This window comes from Zobellia uliginosa, assembly GCF_018860745.1.
Classification (GTDB): domain Bacteria; phylum Bacteroidota; class Bacteroidia; order Flavobacteriales; family Flavobacteriaceae; genus Zobellia; species Zobellia uliginosa_B.
Genome location: NZ_JAHKPY010000014.1, coordinates 679005 through 699473, shown reverse-complemented (window position 1 = coordinate 699473; position 20469 = coordinate 679005). Strand labels below are relative to the sequence as shown.

At 36.8% G+C, this 20469-nt stretch carries 12 protein-coding genes; 3 read left to right on the top strand and 9 right to left on the bottom strand.

What is annotated here, in order from left to right:
* Positions 1 to 92 precede the first annotated feature (92 nt).
* Positions 93 to 338 carry a hypothetical protein gene (locus tag KO521_RS17875; RefSeq protein ID WP_215941266.1) on the bottom strand — a complete coding sequence of 82 codons (246 nt, stop codon included), beginning with the start codon at positions 336 to 338 and terminating at the stop codon, positions 93 to 95.
* Between the two features lie 203 nt (positions 339 to 541).
* Here KO521_RS17875 and KO521_RS17870 point away from each other — a divergent pair, with 203 nt between their 5' ends.
* From KO521_RS17870 to KO521_RS17860, 3 genes are all read left to right on the top strand, one after another.
* On the top strand, positions 542 to 739 hold the full coding sequence (locus KO521_RS17870) for a hypothetical protein (protein WP_215941265.1): 198 nt from the start codon (positions 542 to 544) through the stop codon (positions 737 to 739).
* An 84-nt stretch (positions 740 to 823) separates the two neighbouring features.
* Complete coding sequence (locus KO521_RS17865; RefSeq protein WP_215941264.1) at positions 824 to 1726, top strand: histone deacetylase family protein; 903 nt, start codon at positions 824 to 826, stop codon at positions 1724 to 1726.
* A gap of 126 nt (positions 1727 to 1852) precedes the next feature.
* Positions 1853 to 2686 (top strand): phosphatase PAP2 family protein, encoded by an 834-nt coding sequence (locus KO521_RS17860; protein WP_215941263.1) that lies wholly within the window; start codon positions 1853 to 1855, stop codon positions 2684 to 2686.
* Between the two features lie 12 nt (positions 2687 to 2698).
* Here KO521_RS17860 and KO521_RS17855 read toward each other — a convergent pair whose 3' ends face one another.
* From KO521_RS17855 to KO521_RS17820, 8 genes are all read right to left on the bottom strand, one after another.
* Positions 2699 to 4348: a solute:sodium symporter family transporter gene (locus KO521_RS17855; protein ID WP_215941262.1), complete on the bottom strand. Its 1650-nt coding sequence runs from the start codon at positions 4346 to 4348 to the stop codon at positions 2699 to 2701.
* A gap of 45 nt (positions 4349 to 4393) precedes the next feature.
* Positions 4394 to 4954: a sugar O-acetyltransferase gene (locus tag KO521_RS17850; protein WP_215941261.1), complete on the bottom strand. Its 561-nt coding sequence runs from the start codon at positions 4952 to 4954 to the stop codon at positions 4394 to 4396.
* A gap of 10 nt (positions 4955 to 4964) precedes the next feature.
* The gene (locus KO521_RS17845) at positions 4965 to 6734 is read right to left on the bottom strand and encodes a glycoside hydrolase family 36 protein (protein ID WP_215941260.1); all 1770 of its coding nucleotides are present in this window, start codon (positions 6732 to 6734) and stop codon (positions 4965 to 4967) included.
* Positions 6735 to 7156: 422 nt separating this feature from the next.
* The gene (locus tag KO521_RS17840) at positions 7157 to 8512 is read right to left on the bottom strand and encodes a vanadium-dependent haloperoxidase (protein ID WP_215941259.1); all 1356 of its coding nucleotides are present in this window, start codon (positions 8510 to 8512) and stop codon (positions 7157 to 7159) included.
* On the bottom strand, positions 8463 to 11993 hold the full coding sequence (locus KO521_RS17835) for a VCBS repeat-containing protein (protein ID WP_215941258.1): 3531 nt from the start codon (positions 11991 to 11993) through the stop codon (positions 8463 to 8465). Before KO521_RS17835 ends, KO521_RS17840 begins: the two co-directional genes overlap by 50 nt.
* The gene (locus KO521_RS17830; RefSeq protein WP_215941257.1) at positions 11990 to 15418 is read right to left on the bottom strand and encodes a VCBS repeat-containing protein; all 3429 of its coding nucleotides are present in this window, start codon (positions 15416 to 15418) and stop codon (positions 11990 to 11992) included. The genes KO521_RS17835 and KO521_RS17830 overlap by 4 nt, the downstream gene beginning before the upstream one ends.
* Positions 15419 to 15608: 190 nt before the next feature.
* The gene (locus tag KO521_RS17825; protein WP_215941256.1) at positions 15609 to 17144 is read right to left on the bottom strand and encodes a RagB/SusD family nutrient uptake outer membrane protein; all 1536 of its coding nucleotides are present in this window, start codon (positions 17142 to 17144) and stop codon (positions 15609 to 15611) included.
* 42 nt (positions 17145 to 17186) lie between these two features.
* Positions 17187 to 20288: a SusC/RagA family TonB-linked outer membrane protein gene (locus KO521_RS17820; protein ID WP_215941255.1), complete on the bottom strand. Its 3102-nt coding sequence runs from the start codon at positions 20286 to 20288 to the stop codon at positions 17187 to 17189.
* Positions 20289 to 20469 lie beyond the last annotated feature (181 nt).

The following is a 20469-nucleotide window of genomic DNA, read 5'->3' as shown; positions in this document are numbered from 1 at the left end:
ATGCGCTGGTTTCAACGCTATTTAGTTTAAGCTAATACAAGATCATAATTTAACTTCATGAAAACCTCAAGGAATTCCCTGAAATAAAAAACTCAGGGTTTACCCTGAGTTTTCTCCTTTCTTTCTGTAGGCATATATTCAATTCCGTTAAAATCTATTTTAGCAATCTGGCTCAGCTCTTTTAATTGATAGTTTAAGTACAGTACAAGTAGCAAGAAGATTTCAACACCTACCAAAAACCAAGGATTGATTCCATTAACCAAACCCGCTATGGGTTCAGAAAGTAGTGCAGACGTATTTAAAAAAATGAGCGCTAATAATACAATTGAAGTTTTCATAACTGTTGTTCTTTAGGTTATTTACAATTGCAAATTCCTGAAAAAGAAAAAGATATGCATCAGGGGATTCCCTGAAAAGTTAAATTCAGGGTTTTCATGGAGAAGTCTTTTAAAAAAAGAGGTTCAATATATTTTTAACTTTTTAACCTTATTTAGATTTATTTAAAATAATTACATTTGTCATATACTAAGAATCCAGTCCAGTGTCAAAGAAAAAGAAGAAATCTTCCAAAAAGAAGGATAAAAAAGCGATAAGTAACGAGCTTCTTAAGCGTAAGGTAGAAAAAGCATTAGCTGACAATGCAAAATTGAAAAATAAGTGTTGTAAGAAGTATAAAAAAAATGAAAGCAAAAGGTGCGGTCGTTGTCCTTGTTTTGACCTTCTTAAAAAAGTGGCTTAAACCATTTCTCTCTTTAAAAACTTACCTGCCTACTTTTACGATTTCTTGATTTAAAAAAGGAAATAGACCTCCTATATTTGCAATATGCTCAAGATTGCGTATCACCCTATATACAAACATTCCTTACCCGAAGGGCATCGATTTCCAATGCTGAAGTATGAGTTATTGCCCAAACAGCTTTTACACGAAGGTAGTTGTGCGCCAGAAAATTTCTTTGAGCCCCAAATACCAAACGATAAATACATTGTTGCCGTTCACGATCCTGAATATTTCTATGATCTTTTGAATATAAAAATCCCATCTCGTGAGGCAAGAAAAATAGGTTTTCCGCTGACCGAAGACTTAGTCGAACGCGAACGAATTATAGCAGATGGCACTATGCAAGCCTGTTTGTTCGCAATTGAGAACGGTATAGCCATGAATATTGCCGGGGGCACTCATCATGCCTACTCCGATCACGGAGAAGCTTTTTGTATGCTAAACGATCAGGCAATTGGCGCACGTTTTTTACAGGCACAGAACTTGGCTAAAAAAATACTGATTGTAGATTTAGATGTGCACCAAGGGAACGGTACTGCAGAAATTTTTAAGAATGATAACTCTGTTTTTACATTTTCCATGCACGGCGCTAGTAATTATCCCTTTAAGAAAGAACAATCAGATTTAGACATTGCCCTCCCTAAAGACACTGGCGACAGTGATTATTTGTCTTTATTGAAAGAAACTTTACCTAAACTGATTTCCAAAGAAAAACCGGATTTCATCTTTTACCTTTGCGGTGTAGACGTTATTGCGTCGGACAAACTTGGTACTTTAGGGCTAAGTATTAAAGGTTGCAAAGAGCGGGATGCTTTTGTACTAGAAACTTGTAACCAGCTTAAAATACCTGTTCAATGTAGTATGGGCGGTGGGTACTCACCGGACATCAAAACTATTGTTGACGCTCATGCCAATACCTTTCGTCTTGCACAAGAAATCTACTATTAAAAACCCATCTATTTATTTCGTAAATTATGAAATACGCTCTCTTTGAACCCAAACCAGTAATAAAGTCAATTTTTTAAGTCTTTAAACCTTGGAGCTTTACAGAATAAATCTAGTTTTACACTTATTATGAAAAAGACCATTGCTCTACTCTTTGTTTGCTTTACAATTGGGACTTATGCACAAGACTCTATTGTAGCACCTACCGAAAAAAGGTGGGACATGTTTAAATATGATTTTGTAAACATGTTTAAAAGTGTAGGATATTCCTATGCCAGACCGCTTCATTGGAAAGGTCAACAATGGGCTCAACTAGGTGGTGTTGTAGCAGGTACCGGAGCAGTTTATCTTTTTGATGATGAAAGCTCTGAATTTATTCAAAGACAAAAAGAAAGTGTACCTCATATTATTCGTGAATATGGTGAACTTTATGGTAGCCCAGAAAATAATTATTTAGCAACATCTGGCGTTTACGTAGCGGGACTGATTACCAAGAATGAAAAACTTCGCCGTACAGGTGTTCTTCTAATCGCATCTGCAACTTCTTCAGGTTTTTTACAACAAGTTTTAAAGTCTGTTGTAGGTCGTGCCAGGCCAGTTGCGGAAAAAGGGAAAGATACATTTGACCCTTTCAATTCAAACCGAAACTACCACTCGTTTCCTTCAGGGCACGCCCTTTTAGCATTTACAAATGCCTATGCCATTGGTAAGCAATTTAAAAGTCCGTGGATAAAAGCAGGTGTTTACACTTTGGGAGCTATTCCAGGAATTTCACGTATTTGGGATGGTCAGCACTATTTAAGTGATTTTGTTTTTGCTGTTGCAATTAGCGTTGCTACCGTAGAATCTATTGACAGATACCTTGATAAAAAATACGATGAAAAATATAATGACCAAGCCAAAAAGGTGAGTTGGAACCTCAACTTTGGCCCTGGAACGTTAGGAGTTGTTCTTCAGTTTTAAAGGCTTTCTAAATTAAAATATTAAGTATGTGCTTAATACTAAGGCCGTAATTGCGGCTCCTGCTACAAAAGCATATTTCCATGGTTCTACGCTTACAGCATCTGTAGTCATAGGTTGGTAATCTGTAGCTCTAGGATGCAGTTTACCAATAACCAACATTATAATAATATTCAACACAAATAAAATTGCCATTACATGTAAAAAGTGAGGATAGGCTTCTGCCTGTATCACACTTAATGCCTTTGCGTCTGTTATTCCATTTTGTGCTGCATCTTTAAGGGCACTGTTTACAAAATAGGGCTTAATAATAAACTGACTAATAGAATAGAGTACAACCCCAGAAATTACACCAATTTTAGCAGCAATGGCAGGCACACGCTTGGTAAAGAAACCAATAACAATTACTGTTAGAATAGGAATACTATAACAACCGTTCGCTTCTTGCAACCATGCGAATAATCCTTGGGGAGCATTCGCAATTAACGGAGCAACGCACATACCTAAAATACCTAGAACAAGTCCGAACATCTTACCGGCCTTTACAGTCTGGATTTCCGTAGCATCCTTTTTAAAATATTGACGATACAGGTCAAATCCAAACAAAGTAGCACTACTGTTTAAAAGGCTGTTGAAGGAACTTAGAATAGCACCAAAAAGCACTGCAGCAAATAGACCTGTAAACGCAGCTGGTAGCACCGTAGCCACCAATTTAGGATAGGCTTGGTCCGGATTATCAAGATTACCCTCAAAAATATGCCATGCAATAATACCGGGTAATACTACAATTATTGGTATTAAAAACTTCACTAAAGCAGCAAGAATAACACCTTTTTGGCCTTCCTTGAGGTTTTTTGCGCCAAAAACACGTTGTAAGATTACTTGGTTCGTTCCCCAATAGAACATCTGTACCAACATCATTCCTGTAAAAATAGTTCCAAAAGGAATGGACGCATCCACATCTCCTTTTACGTTGAATTTATCAGGATGGGTCTCCCACAATACAGATATACCATCAGAGATACTGCCATCTCCCACTGCCAGTAATCCAAAAACGGGAATTAGTAGTCCGCCAATTAAAAGTCCAATGGAATTGATAAGGTCAGAAACGGCAACCGCTTTTAACCCTCCAAAAATTGCATATATAATACCGATGATACCAATACTCCAAACACAGATCCACAAAGTAGCCGTATCTGAAAGTCCAAGAAGGCTGGGTAAATCAAACATAGTGCTGAACGCCAAAGACCCAGAATACAATACTGATGGTATGACTACAATTACATATCCCGATAAAAATAAAGCCGTAAGAATAGCCTTTGTACCATGATCAAACCTATCTTCCACAAATTGCGGAATCGTGGTTATACCGCCTCTCATATATCTAGGCAGCAAGAAAACCGCAGTAATGATCATCGCTATAGCCGCCAATGTTTCCCATGCCATTACCAGTACACCTTCGGTAAACGCCTGTCCGTTAAGCCCAACAATCTGTTCAGCTGAAAGATTGGTCAAAAGTAACGAGCCTGCAATAGTAATTGCCCCTAGACTTCTGCCTGCCAGAAAATAGCCATCCGCAGATTTTTCATTAGTACTTCTTGTAGCGTACCATGCTATTAGTGCAACTAATAATGTAAAACCTATAAAGGAAATGATCGAGAGCATATTTCTGGTGTTTTAAGTTGGTGTTGAGAGACGAGGCTGAATAATCTATTTATTATCAATTTTCTTTAATACGCGACAAGGATTACCTACAGCGACTACGTTATCAGGAATGTCTTTTACCACCACACTTCCGGATCCAATAACGCTGTTGTTCCCTATTGTAACCCCTGGATTGACGATTACCCCTCCGCCAATCCAAACATTATCTCCTATTTTTATGGGTTTGGCATATTCAATCCCGGAATTCCGAGCTTTAAATTCCAAAGGATGTGTAGCCGTTAGCAGTTTTACTCCTGGTGCCATCATCACGTTATTGCCAATATAAACAGGTGCGGCATCTAAAATAATACAATCAAAATTAGCATAAGAGTTTTCTCCCCAATAAATATTGAAACCATAATCGCATGTAAAACGATTTTCTATGTAGAAATTCTTTCCGGTTTCAGCAAAAAGCTCTTTAAAAAAATGCTTACGCTGTCTTTCCTTATCCATAGGTATGGATTCTATTTCGCGCAATAATCTTCTGGCATTTAACCTGCCTTTTACCAATTCTCTATCGTTTGGGTTGTATGGCTCCCCACCGATCATTTTCTCTTTCTCGGTCATTTGAAAGTTGCTATAATTTCTTAGCTCTCACGATTCCACAAGGCGGAACCGAAATCTCGAATACACCTTTCGAAAATAACACAATATCTTCCTTTATCAAACTTCCTTGACAATCATATATTTTACAACGATAACCACCTAAATCTTTTGTATTTCGAATAACAACTTGATCCGCTATCTGTCCGTTTAAAATATCTATGTGATAATGTTCATCATTAAGTTCAATTACCCAAGTATCGTAAACTCCTATGATAATCTTACCATTTTTAGAAACCCTTTTTGTTGGGTAGTTCGCAAGAGGTTTAGAGGGGATAAAATCACCGTTCATAAGAACATCGGAATTTTCATTCCAATATTTGGTATAAAACCCGATCATGTTTACATATTTCTTTGGGGTTTCGCTTAACATTACCGATAATTGAGGGACACCAAAAAGAGTATTGATCACCTGAAGCGCTGCAATTTCCAAAGGTTCATCCGCATGCCAGGTTACCATATCCGAATGTACTGCGGTATTACCAGCAAGCATACGTATATCTGCAATTCGTAATCTATTCATGGTAGCATCTCCCGGACAATCAAAAGCCCGGAACATATTTCCATACTTACGCATTGCCGGTCCCGTATACTTTTGTCTGAACTCGATAAAGATTTCTGGGTTTATTTTTGTTAAGGCATCTTTTACATCTGTTAACAAACGATCCACCGCACCATTAATTGAGGCGTAATCTGCATCTGCTCCAAGCTTTGTAGGTGTGTCTTTATAAAATCTGAAGTCATCAATAAAATCTAGTTTAAATCCGTCTAAATTCCAGTCTTTAGCCGCATTTGTATAGATGTCTATAAGATATTGTCTTACGTCTGGATATCTAGGATCAAAAACAGGAGCCCATCTATGGTCTTCGGTCAAGAATTTTCCTTTAAAACGTTTAAATGCCTTTGACTTTTCACCACAGAACGGCACTGAATACCAAAGGGCTACTTTCATTCCCGTTTCATGTACGTTTTTTACGAATTCAGCCATTTCAGGAATACGGTCTGGCTTCCAATCACCCGTATAATCATAACCTCTATTAGAATCGAATGTTTGCCAACCATCATCAATAATAATTGCCTCATAACCTAAATCCTTTGCCAATCTACATTCCTCTAAAAGCAAAGGTATTTCCAGGTTTTGATGAAATTGATACCAAGTAGAGTACAATGGTTTTTTAGCAATATCCGGAACATAAGCCGGTTTTAATTGCTCAAAGGTTTCCCACCAAGAAGATACAGCACGGAGACTATCAGAAAAATGTTGGTTTTGATTGTCTATTCTTATCTGCGTTTTAAAGTTTTTAAGGGGATAGTGCTGCTCCATAAAAAACGTGATGTGACAATAAAAACAATTGTCCTCTTCACGTAATCTCGCATTCATTTCTAATTTATTGATAGCATTGGAACAAGCAAAAGTTAGAATATTCTCATCACTATTACCAAAAAGGGAAATCACGGGAGAGTCAATGGAAATTCTCGATTCCATATTATCCAATTCCCAGTCTGCCTGAATACGTTTATTAAAATCCGTAGTTGGCTTCCATACCCCTTTCACATTAACTGCAGGAACCTTCCATTGCAAAGTGATTGGTTTGGGAATTCGTTGTTCCTCACTGGTAACCTCAAAATCATAAACGACAGTACCTGCATGGTCGTATATTTTCTCTAATGAGGTTTGAATATTTTGTGCCTCGCCTAATATGGATATTTCCGGGTGTGCAACAAGTGTGGTGTTAGCTATCATCTAAATATTTTATTTGCTAAAATTACTTAGCAGTTGATGGTTTTAAAATTTTTAAAGTAAAGCAAAGATTTTATCGTTAATCAGAAGTTTAGCCCTACTCATTGTAAGAAAACGTATAAGCAAACTCATTTATTATACTATGATATACTATGCTACTAAACAAATATACTTCCTATTAGGATATTCTCAAAAAAAACTTGCATAAATCATTGATTTGTAGACTATATAATCAATTAAAAAGACAATTTAAATACAGTTCATTGTTGTCTTTTTACAACTAAATTTTACTTTCAATGAACTATTTTACAAAACTCAATATGAATGTATTGATAAAAAATCGAGAATATAAGAAAAATCTTTCGGAAAGCTGAATTCAATAAAAAGTATGTAGCTCCTCCAGTTCCATTTAAATCGCTTTTCTCTTATTCAAACTTAATCTCCTTTACCACGAAATCACCAATTGCCTTTCCTTGCTTAACTCCAAGATCAATAGCCGGCCTATAATGTATTCCTCCGTACAACCTACTAATTGCCGCTTCTTCTGCAGCTTGCCAAAAGGACTGGAAACTTCTTGGTGGGAGACCATAAGGAACTTCCGTTGCATCTACAAAAGCATAGTTCTCACCAAATAATTCCGTTAAAACAGTCGCCGCTGCGCTAGAAGCAACACTATGCCCTGAAGTATGCTCAGGAAAAGCAGGTGTTTGAAGAACAGGAGCCCAATCTTGATCTATGTAATTGTTGATATAGGTTTCCGGCCTCGTTAAACTACTTTTATACTTTTGGTCCCAGCAACTTATAAATGCATCTGCAATAGCAACACTAACTTTAGAAAGAGCAATACCTGATTCTAATAAAGAAGAGTTTTTTTCTTCTAAAATTTGGGCAGTAATATGTACCCAATGACCACCAGGTGAAATTTGTTGTTGAAAATACATCACATGTCCGTTCGTAGTTGAGATATTAGGATTGCAATCCCAAAATTTGGCAATTTCTAGTTTGGTTGAATCTAAGTTGTTTACCGTTTCGTATACTTCACTGGCCTCTTTATAAAACTTAGAATCTTTTTCAGCATCAAAAGCAGTAGGAAGTCCAGGATCAAATTGACCTGCTGAATCCAATACAAAAGTTTTTATTGTTCTCCAATGCGGCTCGATAGCTTCCATGTAATCAGGCGGAGTGGGTTTCCAACGGCCTGGGGTATCTGAAATACTAAATCTCGGCAAGGCTGTTCTTCTTAAATATCCATCCTTGCTAGCACGAACTAAAATTTCTTCTCCTAATTTTTTACCTAAAGAAACCGAGTTTTCATAAGTCTCCTTATCAATACCAATTCCTTGGACCTCTTTCAACAACTCTTGCTGAATGTTGTCAATTCTTTCTAAATCGAATACGAGTGATTTTGCTACCTCAGTAAAAGCTACCAAAGACGTCAGTGGGTAGTAATAGGTCTTATTGGCTTCTGGTTCACTTAACTTATTTAGGTCATTTAATTGACCACCTAGAGATTGTTTTGAGGCATCTTCAAACCGAATTCCTTCGTATGCGGCAATATTGGCATAGGCATAGATTCTACTTGCCACAGGCGGAGTGAATATGTCAGAGACGATTACGTCAGTAAGTTTTCGATTGTAGGCCGAAATACTTCCTTTAAAATAAGCGTCAAGGCCTTCCTGATTGTGTTCCGACCCGCAAGATGAGATTACTATTAGAATAAAAAGTAGAAGACTACTTGATTTCACTTTTACTAAATACTGTTTTTGTGTTTCCTGATACATCAGTAAATTTTATTTCCTTTATTTTATTATAAGCTTGAATACTTCTAGAACTATTGGACAAATAACCTGAACCGTAGTAGAATTCTTTTCTTACTTTCTTCCCATTTTCGAAAAAGATTTCTGCAAATAGAGTTTCTTTTTCTGCATTGATAATTTCGATGCTTTCTTCGGATGAATTTATTGTAAAAATTTTTAATGGCCCATTGTTATTGGCAGCAATAATTTGCAATTCTCCCATGTTATTACGGATGCTAGCCAAACCACTTCCATCAAAATCGTTTATGAAACCACTTTCTTTAAGAGACAGTGTTTCAAAACTACCATTACCCTTTCCTTTTAGAACTAATCCCTTCAAAGCATCGTATCTTCCTGTAGCTACATCAGCTGAGTAAGAGTTGCCAGTTAAAATTACATCTTCATTACCATCTTGATCAAAATCTTCAATAACAATTCCTTCAATAGGAGCCATTTGAGCTGCTATCGGTAAATCAATTATTTTGAAGCTACCATTTCCTAAGTTTTCTACATAACTACTGGCGAAGTTATGACTTTTCACTACATAGGCATTTTCTAATTCTTCTGGTAGAAATGATTTTTCAAAAGGGGTTTCTGCGTATGATTTATAGGTTTTAAAACGGGATCGCATAGCACTTATTTGACCAATAAGCTCATCTCGTGAATGAGCAATATAGTTTTCGCCATCATTATAATAACACATTATGGGATCTATGCGGCCATCTTTATCATAGTCGTTGGCATAAATAGATAGCGGTTCATTTTCTGAAGCCTTGAATTTATTGTTTAACCCTTGATTACCAACAATATAGTCGATATCGCCATCGCCATCAAAATCACCTCCGTTAATACTATTCCACCAACCTTCTGATTTTTTGAGTCCAGTTGTATTTGTAGCACGGACTAATTTGCCATTTTCATTATGAAAAAATTCCACCTGCATAAATTCACCCACAACAATTAAGTCACTCCATCCATCGGAATCATAATCGGTCCAAAGTGCTGAGGTTACCATCGTTAGTTTATCCCAATCGCTAATTTGATTACTGATATCTCTAAATTTAAGATTCTCTGCATCTTCATTGGCCAAATTCTCTAAGAGATAACTTTTAACCGGCATTGGATATTTACCAGGATCTACACGACCACCTACGAACAAGTCTAAATCACCATCATGGTCAAAATCAACCGCGTTTACCGTTGATCCACTTATTTTGATTTGTGGTAAGGCATCTGATTTAAAAAAATTTCCAGAACCATCATTTAAATAAAGCCTGTCTTGATAAATAAAATCCTCGGTTAAAAGTACTCCGCCACTTACTATATAAAGATCAAGATAGCCATCATTATTGGCATCAAAGAAAAGGCTACCCAAATCCTCTTTACTTACATCAAATGGAATAGTAGATTTGCTAAAAGTTGCATCTTTATTTTGCTCGAAAAATTCTCCAAATTGACCAGAACCACCACCCACATAAAAATCTTCTAAACCATCAGCATTATAATCCCCAACAGCTATACCGGGACCATTTCTTGATGCCATGTGCGGCAAAATGGGCTGAATTTTGAAATCAATCATACCATCTTCGATATGATTAAAGTCAAGTTTTGACTTTTCAGTTGTTGACTTAAACCAAGTTTTATCTTGGCCGATTGTCTCTTTACTTTCTAAAGTAACTTGATCAGTTTGTTTTATAAGTAACTGTTGATCCGCTTTAATACCTGTTAGGTTTTGATAACTATTGTCTGGCCACCAAATTTCAATTCGCTCAACAACATTTTCTTTCCCTAATCCGAAATGCAGTATAGGATCTGTACTAGATTCATAGCCCCTACTCAAGAAATTTTCCTCAAACTGCGTACTGGTTTTTGTAGTTATTTTAACCTTGGCTCCAATACCTTGAAGATTTCCTTGTTTTCCTACTAACTGTATTCTAAGATAATGATTGATGGTATCGTTCAGAGTTCTATTTTCATAAACAAAAGCAGGTTGATTAACATTATTAACTACCAAGTCTAAATCACCATCATTGTCTAAATCAGCGTATGCAGCACCATTTGAGCAGCTTGCATCTACTATGCCCCAATCTTCGGAAGTGTCTTCAAAAGTTGTATTGCCAGAATTACGATATGAATAATTCACCAGTTTAGCTGGAGGTAATTCTTGAATAGATTTTAATTTTTGATTGATTTTCGCTTCTCGCTCACCAAGTGGATTGTCGTATATGTTTTGATAGTGAATGTAGTCAAGGTTTCCTAAATCCCTCAAAAATCCATTTGTAATATAAATATCTTTATACCCATCGTTGTCATAGTCAGCAAGAAGCGTACTCCAGCTCCAATCAGTACTGCTTATACCAGCCATATTTCCAATTTCACTAAACTCACCTTCACCCATGTTTAGCTGCATGGTATTTCTGCTGTACTGGGCCTGATAACCTGCATTGAGCATCATTTGAAAGCGGTCATAACCGGTAGACGAAATAATCAGTTTTTGCCGCTCATTATCTTCCGGTCTCATGTCGAGTACCATTATATCGGGGTTACCGTTATTATCAATATCTGAAACACCGTTGCCCATACCGGCGTAAGATGTATGATTCATGTATTCTGTAATCTCATCTTTAAAAGTGCCGTCGCCTTTATTTATGTATAGAATATCATTACCAACAAAATCGTTTGAAATATAAATATCTGGCCAAGAATCATTATTGATATCTGAGATGGCAACACCTAAGCCGTAACCTTCTACTAAAATTCCAGCTTCTAGAGATACATCTGTAAATTTTCCATTGCCTTCGTTTCGATAAAGTCGATCATTACTTATTGATTGCCCATCTAGTTTTCTAGGATTGCTGGAATTCACTTGATGTTCATAAGCAGCAGGGTTAACCAATAAGTACAAGTCTAAATCACCATCCTTGTCATAATCAAAAAATGCTGAATGCATGGATTGCCTTGTGTCTGCAAGACCGTATTCTTTTGCTTTTTCAGTAAAAGTAATTTCACCTGAATTTGACGAAGGGCCATTATTGATGTAAAGTAAGTTGGCACGTTTTGATTCTTCGGCTCCGCCAGAAACTGCTATATAAATATCTAGAAAACCATCTTGATTGATATCAATCATTGATGCTCCAGTGCCCCAGCTATTATTCAAAAGACCAGCCTTTTTAGAAATATCTTCAAACTTTAAATCACCTTTATTTAGATATAATCGCCCTGAAACCATGTTGCCACTAAAATAAACATCAGTTAAGCCATCATTGTTAACATCACCTACAGCAACTCCGGCTCCCGTATAAATATTCATGTATTTAAATACATTAATACTGTCGTTTTCTGTAATAAGGTTATTGAATTCTATTCCTGTATCAGACGGATTCAATAATTTAAAACGCTTCGGTTTTTTGGTTTCACAAGAGGTCAAAAGAACTACACTTGCCAATAGAAGTATTAGATTTCTCATTGAACTGTAAGGATTTCGGTAGCGTTACCTTCAAAATCTAATATTCTAACGGAAACAGCATTCTGCGGGATAACTAGTTTACGACTACCTTGCGATAAATATCCGGTTCCATAATAAAATTCTATCTTTTGTTTTTTACCGTTTTCGTATTCAATGAGTGCATAGGCATCTTTGTTTTTAGGCGAATATACCTTTTGCGCCCTGCTTAGCTTTTTATGAACTTTAAGGTTGCCGTCATTTACACTAGAAATAATCAGCTCATCGTTTGTAGTAAACAAGTTTACTTGTCCTTTTGCATCTGCCTGAACAAAGAAGCCACTTTTATCAACATTAACTGAATTAAAGTGACCTGTACCGTTACCTTCAAGTAATGTTCCTATAGAAGCGTCATACCGACCCGCGAAAGTTTCGCCACTATAAAAATTACCAACAGCTAAAACGTCCAAATTGCCATCGTCATTAAAATCACTAATTGTGGTACTATATATAGGAGCAATTTGAGATGTTCTTGGAAGATCACTAATTTTAAATTTGCCTCCGCCTGTATTTTCTAGGTAAGCATTCGCAAAAGTTTCGCTTTTAACTACATATGCATTTTCTATTTCTTCTTTAGTGAATGATTCTTCAAATGTAGCTTTTGAATAATCTTCAAATGTTCTGAATCGCCCTCGCATGGCATTTATTTGGTCGATGAGGTCACTTCTTGAGTGCGCTACGTAGTTTTTACCGTTGTTGTAATAACACATTACAGGGTCAATTCTTCCATTTTTGTCATAATCGCTTGCATAAATGCATAAAGGTTCTTTAGCATTTGCTTTATAACGACTATTAAGTCCTAAATTACCTAGGATATAGTCGGTGTCACCGTCATTATCAAAATCCCCTGCATTGATACTGTTCCACCAGCCATGGGTATTTTTCAATCCTGTTTCACTGGTCACTTCTTTTAGTTTACCTAAGTCGTTTTGAAAGAAGCGGATTGCCATAAACTCACCTACAACGATAAGATCAAGCCAAGAATCGTTATTGAAATCAGTCCACAAGGAAGCCGTCACCATGCCAAGATTGGAAAACGTTTTGGAAATAGGTTGATTATCTTTTTCAAATTTAATATTGTTGGGAGTGCTTTCATTTTTTAATAATACACTTTCAGGAGCCATAGGGTATTCCCAAGGACGTATTCTGCCACCAACGAAAAGGTCTAAGTCACCATCTTTATCGTAGTCTGCGGCGTTTACGGTAGCTCCACTAATCTTTAATTCAGGAAGTGCATTGGTTTTAGTAAATGACCCAGATCCATCGTTTTTATAAAAACGATCTTGGTATAGAGTATCTCCTGTTTCATGAGATGAACCACCGCTTACTATATACAAATCTTGGTCACCATCTAAATCCGCATCGAAAAATAATACTCCCATGTCTTCGTATAATTCATCTTGGACGGGAGTTTCTTTAAAAGTGCCGTCATTTTGTTGAATTTTTAGCGTCCCTGCTTGTCCAGCTGCACCTCCTATGAAAACATCTTCCAACTCATCTCCATTAACATCGGCAACAGCCATTCCAGGTCCATTTTTTGAGTGCATATGGGGTAATAGGGGTTGAACCTTATAATCTACAAACTCATTTTCTTGATGTTTGAAATCTAGACCTATACTGTCAATTTTTTGAAATAATGTCGGACTGCTTTTTTTTGCACGTTTTATTAATTCAGACGCATCTTTTTGGTGTAGAGTAATTTCTTGATTTACAGATACATCTTTCAAAATTTGCTGAAGACCATTAGGCCAAGTTACCTGTACACTATCTATTAAATTTATATTGCCTATGCCAAAGTGAACAGATTGCTCAACAGTTGATAAGTAACCTCTATATGGGGTAAAGTATTGTTTTTGTAATTGTCCGTCGTAAAATAGCTCAACTTGACTTCCTAAGCCTTCAAGATTGGGTGCTTCTCCTTGAAATTTGAATTTTATATAATGTTTATTATCGCCAATGTTGGTGTTGTTTTTTAAAATGCTAGCGTGCTCGTCAATGTTATTTATCACCAAATCTAAATCACCATCATTGTCTAAGTCGGCATAAGCCATGCCACTTGAATATGTAGGCGTATTAAAGCCTGCCTCTTCAGACATGTCATCAAAAGTAAAATCACCTTTGTTTTTATATAAGTAATTTTGCTTCTTAATGCCAGGTAATTTGCCTAGTGCTGCTATACGTGCTTTTCTATTGGCCTCTTCAGTACCCATTGTTAATATTCGATTACCATATACCATAAAATCTAAATTGGTAATATCTTGTCGGTACCCATTGGTAATACACAAATCCTTTAAGCCGTCATGGTCATAATCGAATAGCAATGCGCTCCAACTCCATTCTGTTCCAGAGATACCAGCTATCTGACCCACTTCACTAAAAGAACCATTACCGTTGTTAAGTTGTAATGTATTTCTAATATATTGAGGTTGATACCCGTCTTTAATACTTTTTTCAAATACATCATAGCGATTTCCAGCCATAGTAAGTTTCCAGCGTTCATTATCTGGAGGCAGCATATCTAAAACTATAACGTCCATATTTCCGTCGTTATTAATGTCTCCGATATCATGACCCATTCCATTATAAGTTAGATGTTTGAAATACTTTTTGTTTTCATTTTTAAAAGTTCCGTTTTGTTGATTGATATATAATAAGTCATCCGTAAGAAAATCATTGGATACATATATATCTGGCCATCCATCGTTATTAATATCACAGATTTCAACACCTAAACCAAAACCTTCAACTAAAATTCCTGAATCGGCTGAAATGTCTGTAAAAGTCTGGTCACCGTTATTGCGATATAGTTTATCTACCGAAGGTGATTTGCCAGATCTATCTTTTGGTCGTGATACGTTACGGTTATAATCTACTAAGTCATTACTTAATACATACAAGTCTAAATCCCCGTCAGAATCGTAATCGAAAAAAGCAGATTGTACTGAATAGCCAGTATCTGCTATACCCCAAATCGCTGCTTTTTCTTCAAACTCTATCTTTCCAGTCTCCTTTGTTTTATTAATAAACAGTAGGTTTTGTCTTTCGCTGGCTTTAGAGCTTCTTGGCCCACCTTTACTAATATAAATATCTTTGTAGCCATCTTGGTTAATGTCTACTATTGCAACTCCATTAGACCAATTAGATGATCCTGATTTAGAAGATTCAGTAATGTCATCAAATTTAAAATCACCTAAATTTTTATATAATCGATTACTATTCATATTGCCTATGAAATAGATATCTTGTAAACCGTCGTTGTCAAAATCAGCAGTTGCAACTCCAGCCCCGTTATACATGTATTCAAAGTCTAATACACTTAGGCTGTCGGAGTATGTTAAGTTGTTTGAAAAACTAACACCTGTGTTATCTGGGTTCAATAATTCAAACAAATTATTATTATTCTTGCATGAAACAAATAATACAATTATTGAAAACAAGAAATATGGGGGCTTCCCTTTAAATTTATAGTGCATGTTCTAACAAAATATAAACAATATGTTTGTGTTGCAAATAAAAGAATCCAACCTATTAGATTGGATTCTTTATAATCAATTAAATCATAAAATATTTTAATGCATTTTAGTAACCTGCATTCTGGGTCATAAGACCTCCTGAACGATCTATTTCAGAAAGAGGAAAAGGGAATACCTCTAGTTTTGGATCCCAAGAAGAACCAAAGATGGTTGGACCTAAATCCCATCTTACAATATCAAACCAACGGTGTGGTTCAAACGCCATTTCAACTCTCTTTTCTTGCATCATTGCTGCTAAAGGATCTGAATTCATAGGAGCAGTTAAACCTGCTCTATCTCTAATATCCTGAATCTGTTGAACTGCGATACTAACATCACCACCCCCTCTAATCAATGCTTCAGCATATAATAATTTTAATTCAGCAAATCTAAACCAGCGCTCGTTATTGAAATCGCCAACACCATTTGGCGAATAATTAGCCGCAACCATATTTGTCTGACCCCGATATTTTTTAAGAGAAAGACCATTAGACGACCATGTTGGATCATAGTCTAACACATTTAATACTCCACCAGGACTTAATTTATAATAAGTCTCTCCTGGTTGATACACACTAGTTTCCAATCTAGTATCTCCTGGCTCAAAAGAATCAACTAAATCTTGCGTGGGAATGAACCAACCTTGTGCCTGTGCAGGGGCACCATTTGCCGGATCCCAATACCATGCTCTACCTGAACCCTGAGAACCTTTAAAATTCTCACTGTGATTGTCATCGAAAACCCAAATATTATCATCAGAGAATGGCCCCCCATATTGAATTTCAAAAATAGACTCTGAATTATTCTCATTATTATAAGCAAATACACTATCATAAGTCTCTACTAAACTGTAAGGACCATTATCAACAACATCCCCAAGCGCAAGTATTGCTGCCGGCCAATCTTCTTTAAATACATTTACCTTACCAATAAAAGATTTAGCTGCCCACGCTGTAGCCCTTCCTGTATTACCGCCATCCCAAGTTTCTGGTAAACCAGCTGCTGCATCTGAAAAATCTGAAAGAATTTGAGCATACAATTCTCCTGGACCAGCATTTGGAAGTGCTAGATTATTTAAGTCTTTACCCACTGCAATGGCTATTGGAGAGGTCTCACCGAAAAGTTTTAAGGCTTGAAAATGATAAAAAGCTCTTAAAAACTTAGCCTCAGCATTGAGCACAGTTTTATCTTCTGCAGTTAACTCATTCTCACCTTCTAAATTTTCCAAAACAATATTAGCCCTATAGATACCTTCATATATCTCACCGAATACGGCTTGAAAGGCTACATCTGCCGAAGTTACCTGAAGGTTGTCTGCTGATCGCGTCCTTGTATCGCCTGAGTTGGCATCCACTTCTGCATCATCAGTAATAATCATTGAAATTTTCCAATACTCTCCTGTTTCTCCAAGAGTCTCAGTACTTGTACCGTAAAAATCTTGTAAGGAGGAATAAGAGGAAAATATCGCACCATCAAAATCGGCCCTAGTTTTATAAAAGGTATCAGGGGTCACCCTGTCAAGAGGAGCTAAATCAAGCTCGTCCGCACAAGAATAGAAGCCTAAAATGGCCGCTAATAAGATATAAAAATTTGTTTTTTTCATAATCAAGTATTTTTTGATTAAATAAAATTTAATATTTTTTATTTAAAAATTTACTGTTAAGCCAATTTGGTAAGTCCTTGGTGCCGGACCAGTTCCTCCATCCTGACCAGTTGCAAGTGCGTTTGCCCCTTTTTGGAAACTTTGCGCACGTGTAACTTCAGGATCCCACCCCTTATAACTTGTAAAAGTCGCAAGGTTTGAAGCTCCAAAATAAATTCGAAGGCCGTTAATAAAACCACCTGTCCAATTTCCAAGATCCTCTCCAGGTATGTTATACCCAATTTGGAGATTTTGAATACGCAAATAATCCGCATCCTCTATCCAGCGATCAGAATAACGATTATTTTGATTAGGATCATCAAGTGTTAATCTGGGCATATCATTACTTGTTCCTTCACCTGTCCAACGATTTAAAACACGTGTGCTAAAGTTATTGGTACTTCGAAGATCTTCTATTTGACTACGTGCTGAATTATATACTTGCAAATCACCTACACCTCTAAAGACTAAGGCAAAATCAAAATTTTTATAATTTGCATTAAAATTCATTCCATAAAAGTAGCCAGGTATTGGACTACCTAAAATTGTTCTATCATCAGGAGTAATCTCCCCATCTCCATTAACATCAACAAAACGAATATCACCTGGTTCAGCTCCTTGAGATGAAGCGTCAGGCAGCGCACTTGCCGCTTCCGCAGTATTTTGATAAAGCCCATTAGTCTTGTAGCCGTAAAAATGACCAAGACTCTCACCAACTACAGTGCGATGTGTTTGAGCCCCTCCAATTCCTGAATTGATGGCAGTTACATCGCCTAAATCCGTAACTTCATTTTTAACGGTAGTAATATTTGCTCCAATGCTATACGTAAAGTGATCACCTACTTCTCCTCGATAATCAACAGCTAATTCAACTCCGGAATTTTTAATTGACCCCAAATTAGAATCTGCGCCATAAAAAATACCAGAAACTGATGGTAAAGGCACTGCAAGCAATACATCATCACTTTCTTTATTATAATAATCAGCGGTAATAGACATTCTACTCTGGAACAAACTAGCATCTAAACCAATGTCAAATTGAGTACTAGTTTCCCAGCCAAGAGCCGCATTTGCAAACCTTGTTGGGGCAGGAGCTCTAACGACGGTTTGGTCATCACCAATTACATAAAAGATATTACTTTCAAGAGCTGGTTGATATGGAAAACTATCAGGTGTTTGCTGATTTCCCAATTGCCCCCATCCTGCACGTATTTTTAAGTCATTAACAACCCCTTCAGTATTAAAGAATTCCTCAGATGATATTCTCCAACCTAATGAGACTGAAGGAAAAACACCAGACCGATTATCCTCTGCAAAACGAGAACTTGCATCTCTTCTAAAGTTTATGGTAGCGAGATACTTACCTTCGTAATCATAATTAACACGGCCCAACCAACCTTGAAGTGTCCAAAGGTCAGCTTCCTGAGTAGCAGTTGAATTAAGACTGGTAGTTGCAAAATTAGGATTGAAAATATTAGTACCCTGTACTCTAATCTTATCAAATGTAAATTTTGTCTGTTCAAAACCAACTAAAGCAGAAAAGTTATGCGACTCTCCAAAAGTTTTGTTATAACTTAAAGTAGCACCTGTAGTAAGTGTAAATTGTTTTGTTAGATTCTGTACCCTTAAGGATTGTCTTGCGCCCGTACCGTTAAAATTGGCCGGTGTTTGATTAAAAAGACCTTCACCAGTTACATGATCAACACCCACAGAAGCTTTTGCTTTTAACCCTTCTGCAAGTTCCAATTCACCATAAAAATTTCCAAGTACTTGACGAACCTCTATAGTGGTTAAATTTACCCTTGGGTCATTTCTCCACAAAGTGTTTTGAGACCCATTCCCAGCACCTATATTAGCAATCGATTCTATATTATAGCCTAATGGACCATTTATATCAAATGGCTGATAATATGGTGCATTTCTCAATGAAATACCCGCGGAGTTAACTCCACCACCTTCTGGCTGCACCTGTCTATCGGAATGACTAATAGCCAATGATTGTCCGAATTTTAAACGCTTTCCAACTTTAAAATCACTATTCGCCTTAAGTGAATAACGTTCAAAAGCCTGAGATTGCTCAATACCTTCTTGATCTAAATAACCACCAGAAATATAGTAGTTTGCATTTTCGTTACCGCCACTAGCACTTATGTTATGACTTTGAACGAAACCGGTTTTAAAAAACTCATCTTGCCAATCCACTTCCCGACTATTGGCAAACCCAGAGTAATCACGACCTAATTGACTTTGAATATCAATATATTGAGACACATTTAAAACATCGATCTTTTCTCTTAACTCACTAAAAGCAGTATAACCGCTATAGGTCATTTTACCTACACCACTTTTACCTCGTTTTGTAGTCACCATTATAACGCCATTTGCACCTCTTGCGCCATAAATTGCGGCGGAAGCTGCATCCTTTAATACAGTTATAGACTCTATATCATTCGGATTCAAACTCGCTAATGGGTTAGAGTCGGTAGTTGAGGAAGTATTAACTGTTATATTCGTTGTTTGAACCAATGGAATACCATCAATCACCCACAAAGGATCGTTATTACCCGGAGAACCTACACCCCGAATACGAACGTTAATAGGGGCAGCAGGGTCGCCACTTCGATTTGCAATATTAACACCTGCAATAGTTCCTGCTAGCGCTTGATCTGGACTGGTTAATGGTTTAGTGCCAATTTCTTCAGCGCCAATTGAACCCACAGCACCAGTAAGATTTCCCTTTTTCTGGGTACCATAACCTACTACTACTACTTCGCTAAGTGCCTGAGCATCTTCAGTCAAAGTAACATTGATTGTTGTTCGGCCATCAATGGCTACTTCTTGTTTGGAATACCCCACATAGGAGAATACCAAAGTAGAGCTGCCATCCGGCGCTTCTATACTGTAATTACCATCAAAATCGGAAACGCTTCCTACGGTAGTACCTTTTACCAATACATTAACCCCAGGCAGAACGCCTTGGTCGTCAGAAGTAGTACCTGAAATTGTGGTTTGTGCGCACAAAGATGCAACACTAAAGAAAAACAAAGCTGCGAGCACAAAACCATGTGATCGGACCCTATTTAATCCCTTAAAGTTCTGGTTCATAATGAGTAGTTTAAGTTAGTATTAAAATAATTGAGTTAGTAATCTTGTTTCAACCGCTCTTATCACCATTAACATGTTAAGAAAGATAAAAAACATCATTATGCATAGTAGCACATAAATATACTTTAACGACATTTTTATACAATTTAGCTCCTTTTTTTTGAAAATAATTGAATTCAAA

Excerpts from the sequence above, each read along its gene's own strand:
- KO521_RS17845 (WP_215941260.1), bottom strand. The coding sequence starts at position 6,734 with ATGATAGCTAACACCACACTTGTTGCACACCCGGAAATATCCATATTA.
- KO521_RS17860 (WP_215941263.1), top strand. The coding sequence starts at position 1,853 with ATGAAAAAGACCATTGCTCTACTCTTTGTTTGCTTTACAATTGGGACT.
- KO521_RS17850 (WP_215941261.1), bottom strand. The coding sequence starts at position 4,954 with ATGACCGAGAAAGAGAAAATGATCGGTGGGGAGCCATACAACCCAAAC.
- KO521_RS17825 (WP_215941256.1), bottom strand. The coding sequence starts at position 17,144 with ATGAAAAAAACAAATTTTTATATCTTATTAGCGGCCATTTTAGGCTTC.
- KO521_RS17820 (WP_215941255.1), bottom strand. The coding sequence starts at position 20,288 with ATGAACCAGAACTTTAAGGGATTAAATAGGGTCCGATCACATGGTTTT.
- KO521_RS17835 (WP_215941258.1), bottom strand. The coding sequence starts at position 11,993 with ATGAGAAATCTAATACTTCTATTGGCAAGTGTAGTTCTTTTGACCTCT.
- KO521_RS17855 (WP_215941262.1), bottom strand. The coding sequence starts at position 4,348 with ATGCTCTCGATCATTTCCTTTATAGGTTTTACATTATTAGTTGCACTA.
- KO521_RS17865 (WP_215941264.1), top strand. The coding sequence starts at position 824 with ATGCTCAAGATTGCGTATCACCCTATATACAAACATTCCTTACCCGAA.
- KO521_RS17840 (WP_215941259.1), bottom strand. The coding sequence starts at position 8,512 with ATGTATCAGGAAACACAAAAACAGTATTTAGTAAAAGTGAAATCAAGT.
- KO521_RS17875 (WP_215941266.1), bottom strand. The coding sequence starts at position 338 with ATGAAAACTTCAATTGTATTATTAGCGCTCATTTTTTTAAATACGTCT.